This window comes from Paenibacillus jamilae (genome assembly GCF_050482105.1).
GTDB lineage: Bacteria > Bacillota > Bacilli > Paenibacillales > Paenibacillaceae > Paenibacillus > Paenibacillus jamilae_B.
The window spans coordinates 138,496-153,044 of record NZ_JBCNHI010000018.1 but is presented as its reverse complement, the minus strand read 5'-3'; the positions used below and the strand labels follow the sequence as shown (position 1 = coordinate 153,044).

Sequence of the window (14,549 nt, the reverse complement as noted above, 5' to 3'; positions counted from 1 at the left end):
ATGGTTTCACCCCAACTCCATATGCTTTGCACGCAACTGACCGCAGGCAGCGGCAATATCGTGACCCTGTTCACGCCGGATCGTCACATTGACGCCTTTTTCGGCAAGAATACGTTGAAAATTAAAAATATCACTGCGCGATGTGCGCACGTACTTACGCTCAGGCACATGGTTGACTGGAATCAAATTGACGTGACACAGCATGTCCTTCAACACATCCGCAAGCTCTTCAGCATGTTCCGCCTGGTCGTTCACCCCACCGATCAAGGCATATTCAAAAGAAATTCTTCGCCCTGTTTTAGCAAGATAATAACGTAGAGAATCCATAACATCTTTAAAAGGATAACGCCGATTTACAGGCATTAGCTTTGAACGAAGCGCATCATTAGGCGCATGAATGGATATTGCCAGATTGATCTGTGTATCCTCGTCAGCAAATTTGTAAATATTCGGTACAATACCACTGGTTGATACTGTAATATGACGTTGCCCAATATTCAGGCCCTTTTCATGAATCATTGTACGTAAAAACTTCATCGTCGCTTCATAGTTCTCAAAGGGCTCACCTGAGCCCATAATTACAATGCTGCTCACTCGTTCATTCGTTTTATCCAGAATTTTCTGAGCCTGCACCACCTGTGCAGTAATTTCACCAGCCGTCAGGTTTCGTTTAAGCCCTCCTAGCGTCGAGGCACAAAAAGTACAGCCAATCCGGCAACCCACCTGAGTCGTTACACAAATACTGTTTCCGTAATTGTGTCTCATGATAACCGTCTCAATAGCATGGTCATCGTGTAGACCAAACAGAAATTTAACAGTACCATCTTTCGATTCGAGCTTTGTAATTTCGTGAAGCGTCACAAAACTGAATTGCTCCTCTAGCTTCTCTCTCAGCGGCTTAGACAAATTCGTCATCTCACTGAAATTATTGACCCGCTTTACATACAGCCAGTCAAAAATTTGCCCTCCCCGAAAGGCAGGCTCGCCATTGTTTTTGGCCCAGTCCTGAAGCTCTTCCAGTGTTAAATCATATATAAAAGGTTTCATCAATATTTGCACCCGTTCCTTCTTCGTTAAGTTCTGTTTGATCGCAGATCGTGTTTTTCATTCTTCCTATTTTAGCACAAATCCCTGAGGGGGTAAAAATTTTTCGTCTTCATGCAAAAAACCGCCGGAGGCACCCGGCGGATTGTGGAAATACTGGTGGGTAGCTTCCTGGAATTATGCCCCAGACTACTTTACCCGGCGTAGACGTGCAATATAAAATCCGTCACTGTGAAAATGCTGCGGCAACAGCTGGATCGAGCCTTTCTGTGTACCATCCATTGCTTGACTCACATCTGGAAAAGGATGATCCTTTGCCAACTCATACTCTGGATGTTCACTTAAAAACCGAGCCAATTGTCCTTCATTTTCATCAGGCTCAATTGTGCAAGTGCTGTATACCAGAATCCCCCCCGGCTTCAATAGCCCGGCCACACTGTCCAGCAACTCATGCTGCAGTTGAGTAATGTCGTGAACATCCTCCACAGTTTTGCTCCAACGCAAGTCTGGTTTACGACGAATCACCCCAAAGCCAGAGCATGGCGCATCCAGCAAAATGCGGTCAAAAGAAGCTGGGGCATATCGCTCTTTTAAGTCCAAAGCATCACCAGTAACGGTCTCAACGGCATCCAGACCAAGCCGATTCGCTTGCTCACGGATTAGTTGATGCTTGTGGGCATGCAGATCGTTCGCAACGATCCGACCTCGATCCTTCATCAGCTCAGCCATATGTGCTGTTTTGCCACCTGGAGCTGCACAACAATCCAGCACTGTCATGCCAGGCTCAGGAGCGACCGCTTCGGCAACAAGCATGGAGCTTTCATCCTGTACAGACAATAATCCGTCCATATACCATGAAGTAAGCGCCATATTTCCACCGCTACGAACAACAATTCCATAAGGGCTAATGGCCGAAGGAACGGCATTAACCCCTTTTGCAACCATCTCATCCAACAGCTGATCACGACTGGTCATCGTCGTATTCACTCGTACGCTGACCGCAGGGGGCTCGTTATTAGCCTTGCAGATAGCCTCAGTTGTATCCGTACCGTATTGCTTGATCCAGCGCTTAACTAGCCACAGTGGATGGGAATGTTCTAGTGAAATCCGCTCCTCTGCTGACAGACCTTCAGGAATACGAAGCTTGTCCGGCTCACGCAACATGCTGCGAAGCACGCCATTGACCATACCGGAAATCCCCTGATGCCCGCGCCGCTTGGCAATGGTCACTGCTTCACTAACAACTGCGTGATCGGGAACTCGGTCCAGATACACCAGCTGATACACGCTCATCCGTAGCAATGAACGTACCCAAGGCTGAAGCTTGGCCGTTCCTTTTTGTACAAATTTATTCAAAAAATAATCCAGTGTATTTCGTCGTGCAACTGTACCGTACACAAGTTCCGTCGTCAGACCAACGTCACTTGCAGATAAACCTGCCTGCTGAAGCCGGCGATTAAGCTCAAGATTGCTATACGCGCCCTCTTGCTCCACACCGGTCAGCACATCAAGTGCAACTTCCCGTGCCGTCTGTTTGCGAGTCTTGCCGGATCTGGCACTCACTCCCTGACGTCGATCTCCCGGACGGGAGTGTCCCCCGCTCATCCGAGCACCGTGCCAGGCTTCATCTGCCCGCCGCGCGCAAAAGTTCCAGCTTCCATAACCTTTTTGCCTGCCGGTTGAACCTGTGTCAGCCAGAGAGTGCCTTCACCAGTCTGCACCTCAATGCCACGCGAGGTTAATTGAAGAACCGTACCAGGTGCTGGAGCATTTGAGCTACTCGCTTCATTATTTACGGAAGGCTGCTCCGCAGCCCATATTTTAAAAACATTGTTCTCCCAAAGCGTAAACGCGCCAGAAAAAGGTACCAGGCCGCGAATCCGGTTGTATATTTGCTGCGCATTATCATTCCATGTAATACGCTCATCATCGCGAGTCAGGTTCGGGGCATAGGTCGCCTCATCATCATTTTGCGGTATACGGTCTGATTGCCCTGCCAGCAACTTAGGTAGCTCGTCCTGCAAAAGTCTCGCTCCGGCTACGCTAAGCTTCTCAAAAATGGTACCCGACGTATCCTCCGGCTCTATAGCCACCTCAACCCGCGATATCATATCGCCAGTGTCCAGTCCTTCTGCCATATACATTAGCGTCACGCCTGTCACAGTTTCACCGTTAATAATTGCGCGCTGGATCGGGGCACCTCCCCGATAACGGGGAAGTAGCGAACCATGCACATTCAGACAGCCGAAACGAGGCAGGTCTAATACGGATTTAGGCAAAATTTGTCCATAAGCTGCGGTTACGATTAGATCGGGACGCAATTCCGCCACCTGAGCTACCGCTTCCGGTTGACGCAGGCGTGTCGGTTGCAGCACAGGCAATCCGCGCTTCTCAGCCGCTTCTTTGACTGGTGTAGGCATCAATATTTTTTTCCGTCCCTGTGGCTTATCCGGCTGAGTAATTACACCGACCACGTTATATCCGTTGTCCAGCAACATGTTCAGCGACGGCACTGCAAATTCGGGTGTACCCATAAAGATAATACGAATGTCTTGATTCATCGAACCTCACTCCCCTGTCTGACGGTTCGGTCCTGGCTGTTCCAGAGCAACCTCATATACTTTTTCTGCAATATCCGTGAACAATACTCCATTCAAATGGTCAATTTCATGCTGAAAAGCACGAGAAAGTAATCCTGTCGCTGTAACGGAAATAGCCTTACCCTCGCGATCCAGTCCCTTGACTGTAACCTTCTCAGCACGACGTACATCCCCGTTCAACCCCGGAATACTCAGGCAGCCTTCAGGTCCCAATTGCTCCCCTTCTTCAGCTACAATTTCTGGGTTGATCATTTTAATCAAGCCATGCTCATCTCCAGCATCTACGACGATAAGCCGCTTCAGAATACCTACTTGTGGAGCGGCCAGACCTACTCCTTCCGCTTCATACATCGTATCTGCCATATCATCCAGCAGCTTTTGCACATTAGGCGTAATTTTAGTAACTTCCTTTGCTACTTTATGCAATACATCATCCGGTTCCAACACTATAATTCTAATTGACATGACAACAGAACACCTTCCTCTTTTTCCTTCATTTAGGCTTAATTGTATTCATCACAAACGCGACTGCTACATTATCCTATGTACGGACGGCTTGTCCGCATCAATTGTGCTAATAACTTTTGTGTTAACACTCTACATAAGCATCTGCGGATCAACATCCAGACTAATCAGCAACTTTTGTGCTTGTGCGGACTCGGCCATTTCATCAGCTACTTGCTGAGCTAAACCAATTGCATCAATATTTCCACGCCATTTTATCATACATTGAAATCGGTATCTATTCTTGATTCTCGAAATGGGTGAAGCTACAGGTCCCAAAATGTCCAGCACATCCGATGTGAGCCGGTCCATATTCCCGAACCAGCCCCGTTGTCTGGCTCGTCCCTGTAATGTCGCTGAATAATTTTCAGCCAATCGAACCAGTACAGGAAGCTGTTCATGGGAAAAAGTCACCAAAATAAGTCGGCAATATGGCGGGTAGTGCAGATTGCGGCGATGTTTCAATTCTTCCCTCACAAAAGAAGCATAATCATGACGGCTGGCGTGAACCACCGAATAATGCTCTGGAGTATAGGACTGTACGAATACTTCCCCCGGCAATTGATGTCTTCCCGCACGCCCAGCTACTTGTGTCAATAGCTGAAATGTCTTTTCCGCGGCTCGAAAATCCGGTAAATTAAGAGCCGAATCCGCAGTAATGACACCAACCAAAGTTACATCGGGGAAGTCCAGCCCTTTGGCTACCATTTGAGTACCCAGCAGCACGTCTGCTTTTTTATCACGAAATTGCTTGAGCAGCTTTTCGTGAGCGTTTTTTTCTGTCGTTGTATCAACATCCATTCGGACAACACGTATACCAGGGAATAGCTTAGCCAGCTCTTCTTCCACTCGCTGGGTACCTGTACCGAAGTAGCGAATATGCTCACTACCGCATTCTGGGCAGGTCTGAGGCACGTGCTCGGAATAGCCGCAGTAATGGCAACGTAAATTGTTCGACCGCTGATGATAGGTAAGCGAAATATCGCAATCCGGACACCCCGCCACATAGCCGCAGCTCCGGCACATCACGAACGTGGAGTGCCCACGCCGGTTCAGCAGCAGTACTGTCTGCTCTTTACGTTCTAATCGCTCTGCGATTCCATTATGCAATGCGCGGCTGAACATGGAGCGGTTGCCAGCCCGCAGTTCCTCACGCATGTCCATAATATGGACTTCAGGCAACGTGTTCCCCAATGCACGAGTCGGCATTTCAAGCAGTAACGGCGCAAACTCATCATTGCTTTGGGAACGAGCAGCATAGTAGCTTTCCAGCGACGGTGTAGCTGAACCGAGAATAACGACAGCTCCGTGCTGGTGTGCTCTGCGAATAGCTACATCACGCGCATGGTATTTGGGCGTCTCTTCCTGCTTATAGGAGGTTTCATGCTCCTCATCCATAATAATAAGCCCTAGCTCACGAAAAGGGGCAAATACCGCCGAGCGAGCTCCGATCGCCACTTTCACACGGCCTTCGCGTATTTTACGCCACTCATCGTACCGTTCTCCACCGGACAACCTACTGTGCATTACTGCGACCTGGTTGCCAAAACGGCCTTTGAAACGTTCAACCATTTGCGGCGTTAAGGATATTTCAGGTACGAGCACGATGGCCTGCCGATTCTGCTCAATGCAGCGCTGAATTGTCTGGAGATAGATTTCCGTCTTACCACTCCCTGTGACTCCATGCAGCAAAAAGGCTCCTTGCTCACGTAAGTCCAGCTGACGAACAATCCGGGCATACACCGACTGCTGCTCTGCAGTAAGAGGCAATGGGTCTGTAGGCTTGAAGTGTCTGCCCCGATAGGGATCGCGGAATACTTCAACATCTTCCTGTGATACATAGCCCTTCTCTTCCAGTGCCTTAACCGTGGCGGCCGATACACTTAGCGAGGTCATTACTTCCTTCAGCGGCAGAGGCAGAAACTCGCTACGTTCCAGCAAAAAAGCAAGTACCTCCCGCTGGCGCTGCGCCTTGGCAGAAAATTGCTCCAGTACCATTGCTGCCTCATCTATATTGATAGCCAGATCAACAGCCTTCATCGTCTTTTTGCCAAGCTTATCTTTAATAACCTGACTCTCCTGAAGCACTCCGCGGCGCAACAGCGATTTGATAACCTCCGCCTGCTCGGGGAAGCGTCTGCTGAGTTGCTGCAACGGAATTTGTTCCTTACTCTGAATAAAACTGACAATCTGACGCTCCGCTGGATCGCTCATACCGTCGTCGGTCAGAAGAGCCCATTCGATTTCACCCTCCTGATCCGACAGCATCGCATGCTGTGGATTCGTAAACGCATGCTGCTCGGCTATTGAGATATAACGTTCCGCTTTGCCCTTAAGCGCAGTAGGAATCATCACTTGCAGTGCCATAATTTGATTACAGGCATAACGTTCGCTCATCCACTTGCCTAGTTCGACTAGATCAGGAGATAAGGGCGGTACTAAATCCAGCAGCTCCTGAATCGCCCTCATCCTGTATTTTGGCGGTTCCTCAGCTGGAACTACCGAGATTACAAAAGCCTGCACTGTTCGTTTGCCGAACGGCACAGCTACCCGACTACCTGGCTCAATCCAAGGCCTCATTGAATTCGGTATCAGATAATCGAAAGTGCGGTCTGTGTCTTTGGCAGGCACATCGACAATGACCTTGGCAACTAAATTGCCCATCTCCATTAATGCAGCACCCCACCCATGCGTTCCGCGGCTAGAGTAAGCAATTTACGCGCAACTTCTTCCTTTGACTGTACAGGAATATGTTCTACCATCCCGCTTCGGTCATATATTTGAACAGCATTTGTATCAACGCCAAAACCAGCACCATCCACAGTTACATCGTTTGCCGCAAGCAAATCACAATTTTTGCGTTCTAATTTATCTATTGCATACGTCTCCAAATCCCCTGTTTCTGCTGCAAAGCCAATTAAAAATTGATGTTTTTTGCTGCGTCCGAGTGATTCGAGAATATCGACGTTCTTCACTAACTCCAGCGTAAATACACTGTCTTTTTTCTTAATCTTGGTCTGTGCCACCTCACGTGGTCGATAGTCTGCAACGGCAGCAGCCATAACGACCATATCACTCGTTTCCCATTGTTTTAATACAGCCTGGTACATGTCTTCAGCAGACTGGACTTTTTCAAGGGATATACCTGAAGGCGGCTCCGCGCTCGTGTTGGCAGCAATCAAATGCACCTCTGCCCCCATCTCCTGAGCCACTTTCGCAATGGCAAATCCCATTTTACCGGATGAATCATTCGTAATATAACGGACAGGATCAATTCGCTCAATCGTGCCCCCAGCCGTAACAATAACTTTTTTCCCCGAAAGCGCCAATTCATTCTTATTTGCACATGGCTCAGTTAATTGATTCTCCGTAGATTCTTCTCCAAACCACCGTGGTTCAGCCTTGATTGTGACTCCAGGTTCCTGTGCTTGCTGATCAAAAAAGCGCTCAATCGTTTGCACAATAGTTTCCGGCTCTTCCAAACGTCCTTTGCCAACGTAACCGCAAGCCAGTAATCCTTCACCCGGCTCAATCATCTTCACACCACGTGATACGAGCGTCTCCATATTTTGCATGACGGCCGGATGAGTGTACATATGTACATTCATCGCAGGGGCTACCATAATAGGCGCTGTCGTAGCCAGTAATGTTGTCGAAAGCATATCATCCGCAAGACCATGTGCCATTTTTCCGATGATATTCGCCGTTGCAGGAGCAACCAGCACCAAATCAGCCGCATCGGCCAAATGAATATGGGATACGATGGACGGCTCTCTTTCATCAAATGTATCACTGTATACCGGATTGCGAGAGAGCGATTGCAGCGTAAGTTCGGTAATAAACTCCTTGGCAGAAGCCGTCATAATCACATGAACATCGGCTCCCTTTTGCGTCAACTTACTGCACAGCGCTGCCCCTTTATAAGCAGCAATTCCGCCGGTTATACCAAGAATAATAACTTTCCCCTTCAACATCGTTAACTCCCCCTGACCGAAAAAAATAACAACCTTGCGGTTGTCAAAGGATTTGGCATTGCGCCTGGCTATAATGATTGTCTATAATTCTTATTCTTCTTCGCCGCTTTCAAGTAAAAGATGATCTGCATAGATCTCTTCCAGAGCTACTCCAACCTGTTTGTGAGATCTAGGACTCTTCAAGCTCGTCTTCTCGCCCTCACGTAACTGTCTAGCACGGCGTGATGCCGCTACAACCAGCGAATATTTACTATCTACCTTTTTCATCATTTCATCAATGGAAGGATACAGCACGAATAGACACCTCTTCATGTAGTTTTAATCTGTATAAGCTGAACTCCAGTGTACACCTTCAAGCTCAGCTTATACAGTATTATTTCACTTTTGGTACGCTCGGCATATGTAAAGCCCGCGCTTAAGGTCGAACCTTACAATGTTCGGCGGTAATAATGGATTCTATTCGTTTGCAAGCGAAATTAATCTCATCATTGACAACTGCATAATCATAGTGGCGCAACAGATTCATTTCGTCCACAGCTACCGACATGCGGTGGTCAATGGTTGCTTGAGTTTCTGTGCCACGTCCCCGAATTCTATCCTTTAATTCATCCAACGAAGGTGGAAGCAGGAATATGAATATGCCTTCCGGAAATTTTTCTTTAACTTTGAGCGCGCCCTGAACTTCAATCTCTAGGAATATATCTTTACCCTGCGCAAGCGTCTGATCTACAAAATCACGTGGAGTGCCATAATAGTTACCTACATACTCTGCATACTCCAACAGCTCATCCCGTTCAATCATACCCAAAAATTCTTCACGCGTTCTGAAAAAATAGGTCACTCCGTCCTGTTCGCCTGAACGAGGTGTTCGAGTTGTAGCAGATACGGAATACGTTATCTCAGGTAGCTTTTCGCGTAATGCATTGCCTACTGTCCCTTTACCGACACCCGAAGGTCCAGATATTACAAATAATAATCCCTTAGCCATAGTACACTCCATTTTTATTCGTCATTGTCATCATCTTTAGTGGATAGGCGATGAGCGACCGTCTCCGGCTGCACCGCAGACAGGATTACATGATCACTGTCTGTAATAATAACAGCCCGTGTCCGGCGGCCATAGGTAGCATCAATTAACATATGACGGTCCCTGGCCTCCTGTATAATCCGCTTGATCGGAGCAGATTCTGGACTGACGATGGAGATTATTCGGTTGGCTGACACGATATTGCCGAAGCCAATATTGATCAATTTGATTGCCATATTCAGGTCTTTCCCCCTATACATGTGACTATTACAGCCGTGCCGCTACCAGGTAGCTACTCAATATTTGCAGCCTGCTCACGAATTTTTTCGAGCTCTGCTTTCATCTCGACGACCAAATTAACTAATGTGAGATGATTAGCCTTGGAGCCAATCGTGTTGACTTCCCTGTTCATTTCCTGGATTAAAAAATCTAATTTGCGACCGGCCGGCTCGTCCGACAGCAGCAACTCTTTGCACTGTCTAAAGTGACTTTGAAGCCGGGTAAGCTCCTCATCAATATTGCTGCGATCCGCGAATAACGCAATCTCCATTCCGAACTTATGTTCATCAAGCGTAAATGAACCGTCCTGAAGCTCTTTAAGCCTGTTCTTCAGCCTGTTACGGTAGTCGCTCACAACATGAGGAGCCAGCACCGTCATTTCTTGATGGAGGGATTCCAGACGTAAAATACGGGATTCCACATCTTGCGCCAAATGCCCGCCTTCTCGCCTTCTCATCTCCAGCAAGCCTTGCAAAGCTTCGTTCAAAGCTTGCTGGAGCTGCTCTTTCCAGTCCTCTTCGTCTCCATTGAGAGCCTCTCCAGGCTCACCCAGAACATCAGGCAAAGCAAGGATATCACTTATACCTAACGATCCTTTCACGCCATAACGATCCGCCAGCTGCTCCGCTGCACGCAGGTATGCCTGCACTACAGTGTCATTCAATCGTGCGGCGGGTATCTGTTCTTCATCACGTTCCCTGTGGATGAATACGTCGATACGACCGCGTTTAATCTGCTGTTGAACCGTTTTTCTCAAGCCATCTTCATAGCGAGTCCATTCACGCGGAATTCTCATCATCACTTCGCAATAGCGGTGATTGACCGATTTCAATTCCAAGCGCACTTTATACCCTTCATAATGAAGGATGGCTTGACCGTATCCGGTCATACTCAATGACATCGGCATCACATCCATTATACTATTGTAATTGATTATTATAGTCGAAACAAGGGGGCCTGTACTCGGCCTGATTTTTGCCATACATATGAAGTCAGCTCAGCTGTCATTTCATAGAACATAAAGGGAGTCATGAAATAGATTCCATTAAAATACTCCATGGCTGTATCAAGCAGCTCCTTGGCAATGGACACGCCCATTGCTCGTCCTTCTGGACCCTCCAGCCCTGACATACGTGCACGCACCTCATCGGATAGCTGAATGCCGGGAACTTCATTGTGCAAGTATTCTGCATTGCGGCCACTAGCCAGCGGCATAATACCAATAAAAATGGGTACCTCCAGATGCTGAGTCTCTGCCGCGATGGCTGTAATCAGCTCTGGATCGTAAACGGGCTGGGTCATAATATAATCGGCCCCGGAGGCAATTTTCTTTTCCAACCGCTGTACGGCTTTACCCAAATGCTTAACATTCGGATTAAAAGCGGCTCCCACCACAAAATTAGCTTTCTGCTTCAGTGGCTTACCAGAAAACGCAACACCATCATTTAGCTGCTTGATCATGCGTATGATTTCAAAAGATGTCATATCATACACCGAACTGGCGCCTGGTAAATCACCGAACCGTGCCGGATCCCCAGTAACCGCCAGTACATGGTTAATACCCAGTGCGTCAAAACCCATCATGTGGGATTGAGTACCGATCAGATTACGGTCCCGACATGCGATATGAATTAGTGGACGCAAGCCTGTTTCAATATTGACCAGATGCCCCAGCGCCATATTGCTCATACGAGTGACTGCAAGCGAATTGTCTGCGAGTGTAAGGGCATCGGCTCCGGCTTTCTTCAACGCATGTGCACCTTGCATAAACCGGGTAATATCAAGATCTCGCGGAGGGTCCAGCTCTACAATGACCGTATGCCGTTCCTTAACCAGATCCACAATGTTGGGTTCGCTGGCATGTCTGCCATTTCCTCGTCCCCCTTCATCTGCTGTCTGTTCCACCACATGAATGACTTCCGCCGAAAAGGCTTCTTTTGGAGCCAGCAGGGGGGGGTGCAAACCGTTTAAAGCTTTGGAAATAGCAGCAATATGGTCTGGTGTCGTTCCACAGCAACCACCAATCAGCCTCGTACCGAGATCTACAAAAGATGTGGCACATTCCCCGAAATATTCAGGTGATGCCCCGTATACATAATGACCGTCCACGTAATCTGCCAATCCCGCATTCGGATATACCGACAGCGGAACAGACAAGGGACCGTCCAACTGCTCCATGACACTCATAATTCCCTGCGGACCGGAGTGACAGTTAAAACCGAGGATGTCAGCTCCTTCACCACGCAGTGTTGAAAAAGCTTGTGCTACTAAAAAACCATCTTGGGTACGCCCAACCTGATCAACCGCAAATTGACAAATTACCGGAATGTCACTGTATTTACGTACACTGTGAAGCGCAATGCGCATTTCGTCCAGTGAATAAAATGTTTCACATAAAATGCCGTCAACACCTTCGGAAAGAAGAGCATCGATCTGTTGCTCGTAGTTTCTTGACAGTTCTAGCTTAGATATGCTAAGACGTTTGCCTCCACATATGGAACCGACCGCACCTACTACATAATGTTCAGGTCCAGCCGCAGCCCTGGCAATTCTCACACCGGCACGATTGATTTCTTCTACCTTAGATTCCAGTCCAAAACGGGCCAACTTATAATCATTTGCAGAGAATGTATTCGTCTCCAGCAATCGTGCTCCTGCATTTAAATATTGACCATGCACTTCTGCTATGACATCAGGCGAAGTAATGTTCAGTTCTTCGTAAGACGTATTCACTGGAAATCCTAGCTGGGACAAAAAAGTCCCCATAGCGCCGTCTCCGACAATAATTTCACGATTCAGTACAGTACGCAAATCCGGTTTCATGTCCTCTGCTCCACCCCGCTCTTTATTTTCATACTAATGTAACATAAAGAGACTACAAACATAAGCCAAAAACAAAAAAAGCCGCCTCACGTCCCGATAATATGATATCAGGAGTGAAGCGACTGGATTGATCATGATCTATTTTCCACTATATTCTCATAGCATTTTCCCATCAGAAGGATGGAGAGAGAATTCGTAAAAGTTCCCTTTTTTATTCACTTTAGCGACAACAGAATCCGCTCCCTTTTGCTGCTTGGAGAACGTATATTGATTTCCTTGAACTTTCACTCTATAGTCGGACAAATTGATATTAAACAACAGTTGGACCTTTGGCTTGACCAGCTTCAAAGCTTCTGCGGCAGTATATTTTGGACTTGCAAAAGTTTTTTTGAAATCTGCATCATCATTCCAGTCCATCCCAGAGGTGGAAACAGCCAGCACTTTGCCGGTTACCGCGTCAATCTTCACCTCACTCGCCTCGCTTGCATCCTCGAACGACCAATATGAAAGCCCATTCTTCTCATCCTTGTACCGTGAGGCATGCTGCACTGTGATTCGCTGTCCACTCACTCGCTTAAATGTGTTCATTGCACGGTTCAATAAAACAGGGTCCACCTGCTTCAGTGCGTAGTCTGCATTGATGGTTATACCGTTGCCTTGGTCCACATCAACATACAATGAGGAAGCTTTTTCTCCTGCGCCCCAGAATACCCAGTAATTTGAAGGCTTATTGGACTGATAAGGGGATTTGACCCGCCAGAATGCTTCAAATTGTAAAGGACGCTTGCTGTCAAACGTTTTGGCGCTGTTTAATACTTTTGCCTTGAGCGGCGCGTTCATCGCTTTTCCCAAACTACTTATCTTATATCGTATGGTTGTAGAATCCACTCTATTTTTCTCTTTATTATATTCTGTCTGCAACGTAGCTGTTCCGTCTTCTAATTCACCCTCGACAATCCAGGTTTTCCCCATATCCGTCACATCATCAAATTGAAATGCAGTTTTTGAACCGATAAGTTCTTGCACTGCTTTTTCTAAACGGCTTACGACTGTCGGAGTTAACGAGCCAACCTGCTTGTCCGTCGTTTCCGTAGCAGCAGGAATAGTCGCCGCTTGAACCGGAAGCGCGGTGGCTATAAATATTAGGATTGCAACTGCTGAAATCCAACGAAATTTCCGCACTATGAACGGCCTCCTTATCGTTTTCTCATTTTCTATATTATACATTGTTCAGACGTCAAAAAAAGACAGAATATCGCTTTGTTCACCATATTCCCAGTAAACAGCGGCATAAAAGGCCAAAAAAAGAAGACCAGCTAAGGTCTTCTTCCCCTTCATTTCTATGAGATTTCTGGGCCAGTTGCGCGCTATTCCTATAACTCACATCATTTAGAACAGACGGCCTTCGTACACAATCTCAGCAGGTCCTGTCATATAGATGTGATTGTCATCCTCGCTCCATTCGATATCTAGATCGCCGCCCTTCAGGCTTACCACAGCGCGGCGATCACTGTATCCGTTGAGTACAGAAGCAACAAGCGTGGCACAGGCTCCAGTCCCACAAGCTAGCGTAGGCCCGGCCCCCCTCTCCCATACTCTCATATCTATGTGCTTCCGGTTTCGTACTGTAGCGAACTCTACATTTGTTTTATTAGGGAATAACGGATGGCGCTCCAGCTTCGGCCCCCAGGCCTCCAGTTCAAAGCTAGGCGCATTCTCAACATAAATGACACAATGCGGATTCCCCATAGATACAGCCGTAAAACGAAAACCACTTCCTCCGGCTTCAATGGGCTCGTTAACTACGTTAGTCAGATCCAGTGTAGTTGGAATTTTCAATCCCTCCAGAATCGGCTCTCCCATATCTACCCTCACCATACGTACAGTTCCGTTTTCTACAGTCAGCTCAACCTGCTGCACACCAGCACCCAGTGTCTCGATCGTAATTTGTTCACGGTTGATGTGCTTACGGTCATACACATATTTGGCAGCACAACGAATAGCGTTACCGCATTGCTCAGCCTCCGAACCGTCCGAGTTAATGATGCGCATACGAAAATCTGCCTTGTCAGACGGCAATATATATACCAATCCATCGGCGCCAATACCAAAATGTCGATCACATAGCCGAACAGCTAATTCCGAGGCGTCAGATGGCAATTCCTGATGCCCGTACCAAACGATAAAATCATTACCCAGACCGTTCATTTTAGTGAATTCCATAGCTTCCCCCCGCTGTTGCTGCTGATCTCATGCTCCTCTTTGAAGCTTTGATTCCATCATAGCATACAGGGCAAA

The 14,549-nt window shown here is 47.5% G+C and carries 13 protein-coding genes; all 13 read right to left on the bottom strand.

All coding sequences use genetic code 11. The features are described from left to right. Positions 1–6: 6 nt before the first annotated feature. A complete protein-coding gene (gene rlmN / locus ABEW32_RS15800; protein ID WP_430189093.1) occupies positions 7–1,047 on the bottom strand; it encodes a dual-specificity RNA methyltransferase RlmN in 1,041 nt (346 codons plus the stop codon). Between the two features lie 186 nt (positions 1,048–1,233). Next, positions 1,234–2,649: a 16S rRNA (cytosine(967)-C(5))-methyltransferase RsmB gene (gene rsmB, locus ABEW32_RS15795; protein ID WP_430189090.1), complete on the bottom strand. Its 1,416-nt coding sequence runs from the start codon at positions 2,647–2,649 to the stop codon at positions 1,234–1,236. Next, positions 2,646–3,605: a methionyl-tRNA formyltransferase gene (fmt, locus tag ABEW32_RS15790; protein WP_430189087.1), complete on the bottom strand. Its 960-nt coding sequence runs from the start codon at positions 3,603–3,605 to the stop codon at positions 2,646–2,648. The genes rsmB and fmt overlap by 4 nt, the downstream gene beginning before the upstream one ends. 6 nt (positions 3,606–3,611) lie before the next feature. Further along, positions 3,612–4,109 carry a peptide deformylase gene (gene def / locus ABEW32_RS15785; protein ID WP_430189084.1) on the bottom strand — a complete coding sequence of 166 codons (498 nt, stop codon included), beginning with the start codon at positions 4,107–4,109 and terminating at the stop codon, positions 3,612–3,614. 132 nt (positions 4,110–4,241) lie between these two features. Beyond that, the gene (gene priA, locus ABEW32_RS15780) at positions 4,242–6,818 is read right to left on the bottom strand and encodes a primosomal protein N' (protein WP_430189081.1); all 2,577 of its coding nucleotides are present in this window, start codon (positions 6,816–6,818) and stop codon (positions 4,242–4,244) included. Further along, complete coding sequence (coaBC, locus tag ABEW32_RS15775; protein WP_430189078.1) at positions 6,818–8,122, bottom strand: bifunctional phosphopantothenoylcysteine decarboxylase/phosphopantothenate--cysteine ligase CoaBC; 1,305 nt, start codon at positions 8,120–8,122, stop codon at positions 6,818–6,820. The genes priA and coaBC overlap by 1 nt, the downstream gene beginning before the upstream one ends. A 90-nt stretch (positions 8,123–8,212) precedes the next feature. After that, a complete protein-coding gene (gene rpoZ, locus ABEW32_RS15770) occupies positions 8,213–8,416 on the bottom strand; it encodes a DNA-directed RNA polymerase subunit omega (RefSeq protein ID WP_430190387.1) in 204 nt (67 codons plus the stop codon). A 121-nt stretch (positions 8,417–8,537) separates the two neighbouring features. Beyond that, a complete protein-coding gene (gene gmk, locus ABEW32_RS15765) occupies positions 8,538–9,110 on the bottom strand; it encodes a guanylate kinase (protein ID WP_430189075.1) in 573 nt (190 codons plus the stop codon). A gap of 14 nt (positions 9,111–9,124) precedes the next feature. Then, positions 9,125–9,385, bottom strand: a complete 261-nt coding sequence (gene remA, locus ABEW32_RS15760) for an extracellular matrix/biofilm regulator RemA (RefSeq protein WP_005548256.1) — start codon at positions 9,383–9,385, stop codon at positions 9,125–9,127. 56 nt (positions 9,386–9,441) lie between these two features. Then, on the bottom strand, positions 9,442–10,329 hold the full coding sequence (locus ABEW32_RS15755; RefSeq protein WP_430189072.1) for a YicC/YloC family endoribonuclease: 888 nt from the start codon (positions 10,327–10,329) through the stop codon (positions 9,442–9,444). A 35-nt stretch (positions 10,330–10,364) separates the two neighbouring features. Then, positions 10,365–12,251, bottom strand: a complete 1,887-nt coding sequence (locus ABEW32_RS15750) for a bifunctional homocysteine S-methyltransferase/methylenetetrahydrofolate reductase (protein WP_430189069.1) — start codon at positions 12,249–12,251, stop codon at positions 10,365–10,367. 156 nt (positions 12,252–12,407) lie between these two features. Then, positions 12,408–13,433, bottom strand: a complete 1,026-nt coding sequence (locus ABEW32_RS15745; RefSeq protein ID WP_430189066.1) for a hypothetical protein — start codon at positions 13,431–13,433, stop codon at positions 12,408–12,410. Positions 13,434–13,640: 207 nt separating this feature from the next. Next, positions 13,641–14,474, bottom strand: coding sequence for a diaminopimelate epimerase (gene dapF / locus ABEW32_RS15740; protein WP_430189063.1), 834 nt, complete (start codon positions 14,472–14,474; stop codon positions 13,641–13,643). Positions 14,475–14,549: the final 75 nt, after the last annotated feature.

Excerpts from the sequence above, each read along its gene's own strand:
- rlmN (WP_430189093.1), bottom strand. The coding sequence starts at position 1,047 with ATGAAACCTTTTATATATGATTTAACACTGGAAGAGCTTCAGGACTGG.
- rsmB (WP_430189090.1), bottom strand. The coding sequence starts at position 2,649 with ATGAGCGGGGGACACTCCCGTCCGGGAGATCGACGTCAGGGAGTGAGT.
- fmt (WP_430189087.1), bottom strand. The coding sequence starts at position 3,605 with ATGAATCAAGACATTCGTATTATCTTTATGGGTACACCCGAATTTGCA.
- def (WP_430189084.1), bottom strand. The coding sequence starts at position 4,109 with ATGTCAATTAGAATTATAGTGTTGGAACCGGATGATGTATTGCATAAA.
- priA (WP_430189081.1), bottom strand. The coding sequence starts at position 6,818 with ATGGAGATGGGCAATTTAGTTGCCAAGGTCATTGTCGATGTGCCTGCC.
- coaBC (WP_430189078.1), bottom strand. The coding sequence starts at position 8,122 with ATGTTGAAGGGGAAAGTTATTATTCTTGGTATAACCGGCGGAATTGCT.
- gmk (WP_430189075.1), bottom strand. The coding sequence starts at position 9,110 with ATGGCTAAGGGATTATTATTTGTAATATCTGGACCTTCGGGTGTCGGT.
- remA (WP_005548256.1), bottom strand. The coding sequence starts at position 9,385 with ATGGCAATCAAATTGATCAATATTGGCTTCGGCAATATCGTGTCAGCC.
- ABEW32_RS15755 (WP_430189072.1), bottom strand. The coding sequence starts at position 10,329 with ATGTCATTGAGTATGACCGGATACGGTCAAGCCATCCTTCATTATGAA.
- ABEW32_RS15750 (WP_430189069.1), bottom strand. The coding sequence starts at position 12,251 with ATGAAACCGGATTTGCGTACTGTACTGAATCGTGAAATTATTGTCGGA.
- dapF (WP_430189063.1), bottom strand. The coding sequence starts at position 14,474 with ATGGAATTCACTAAAATGAACGGTCTGGGTAATGATTTTATCGTTTGG.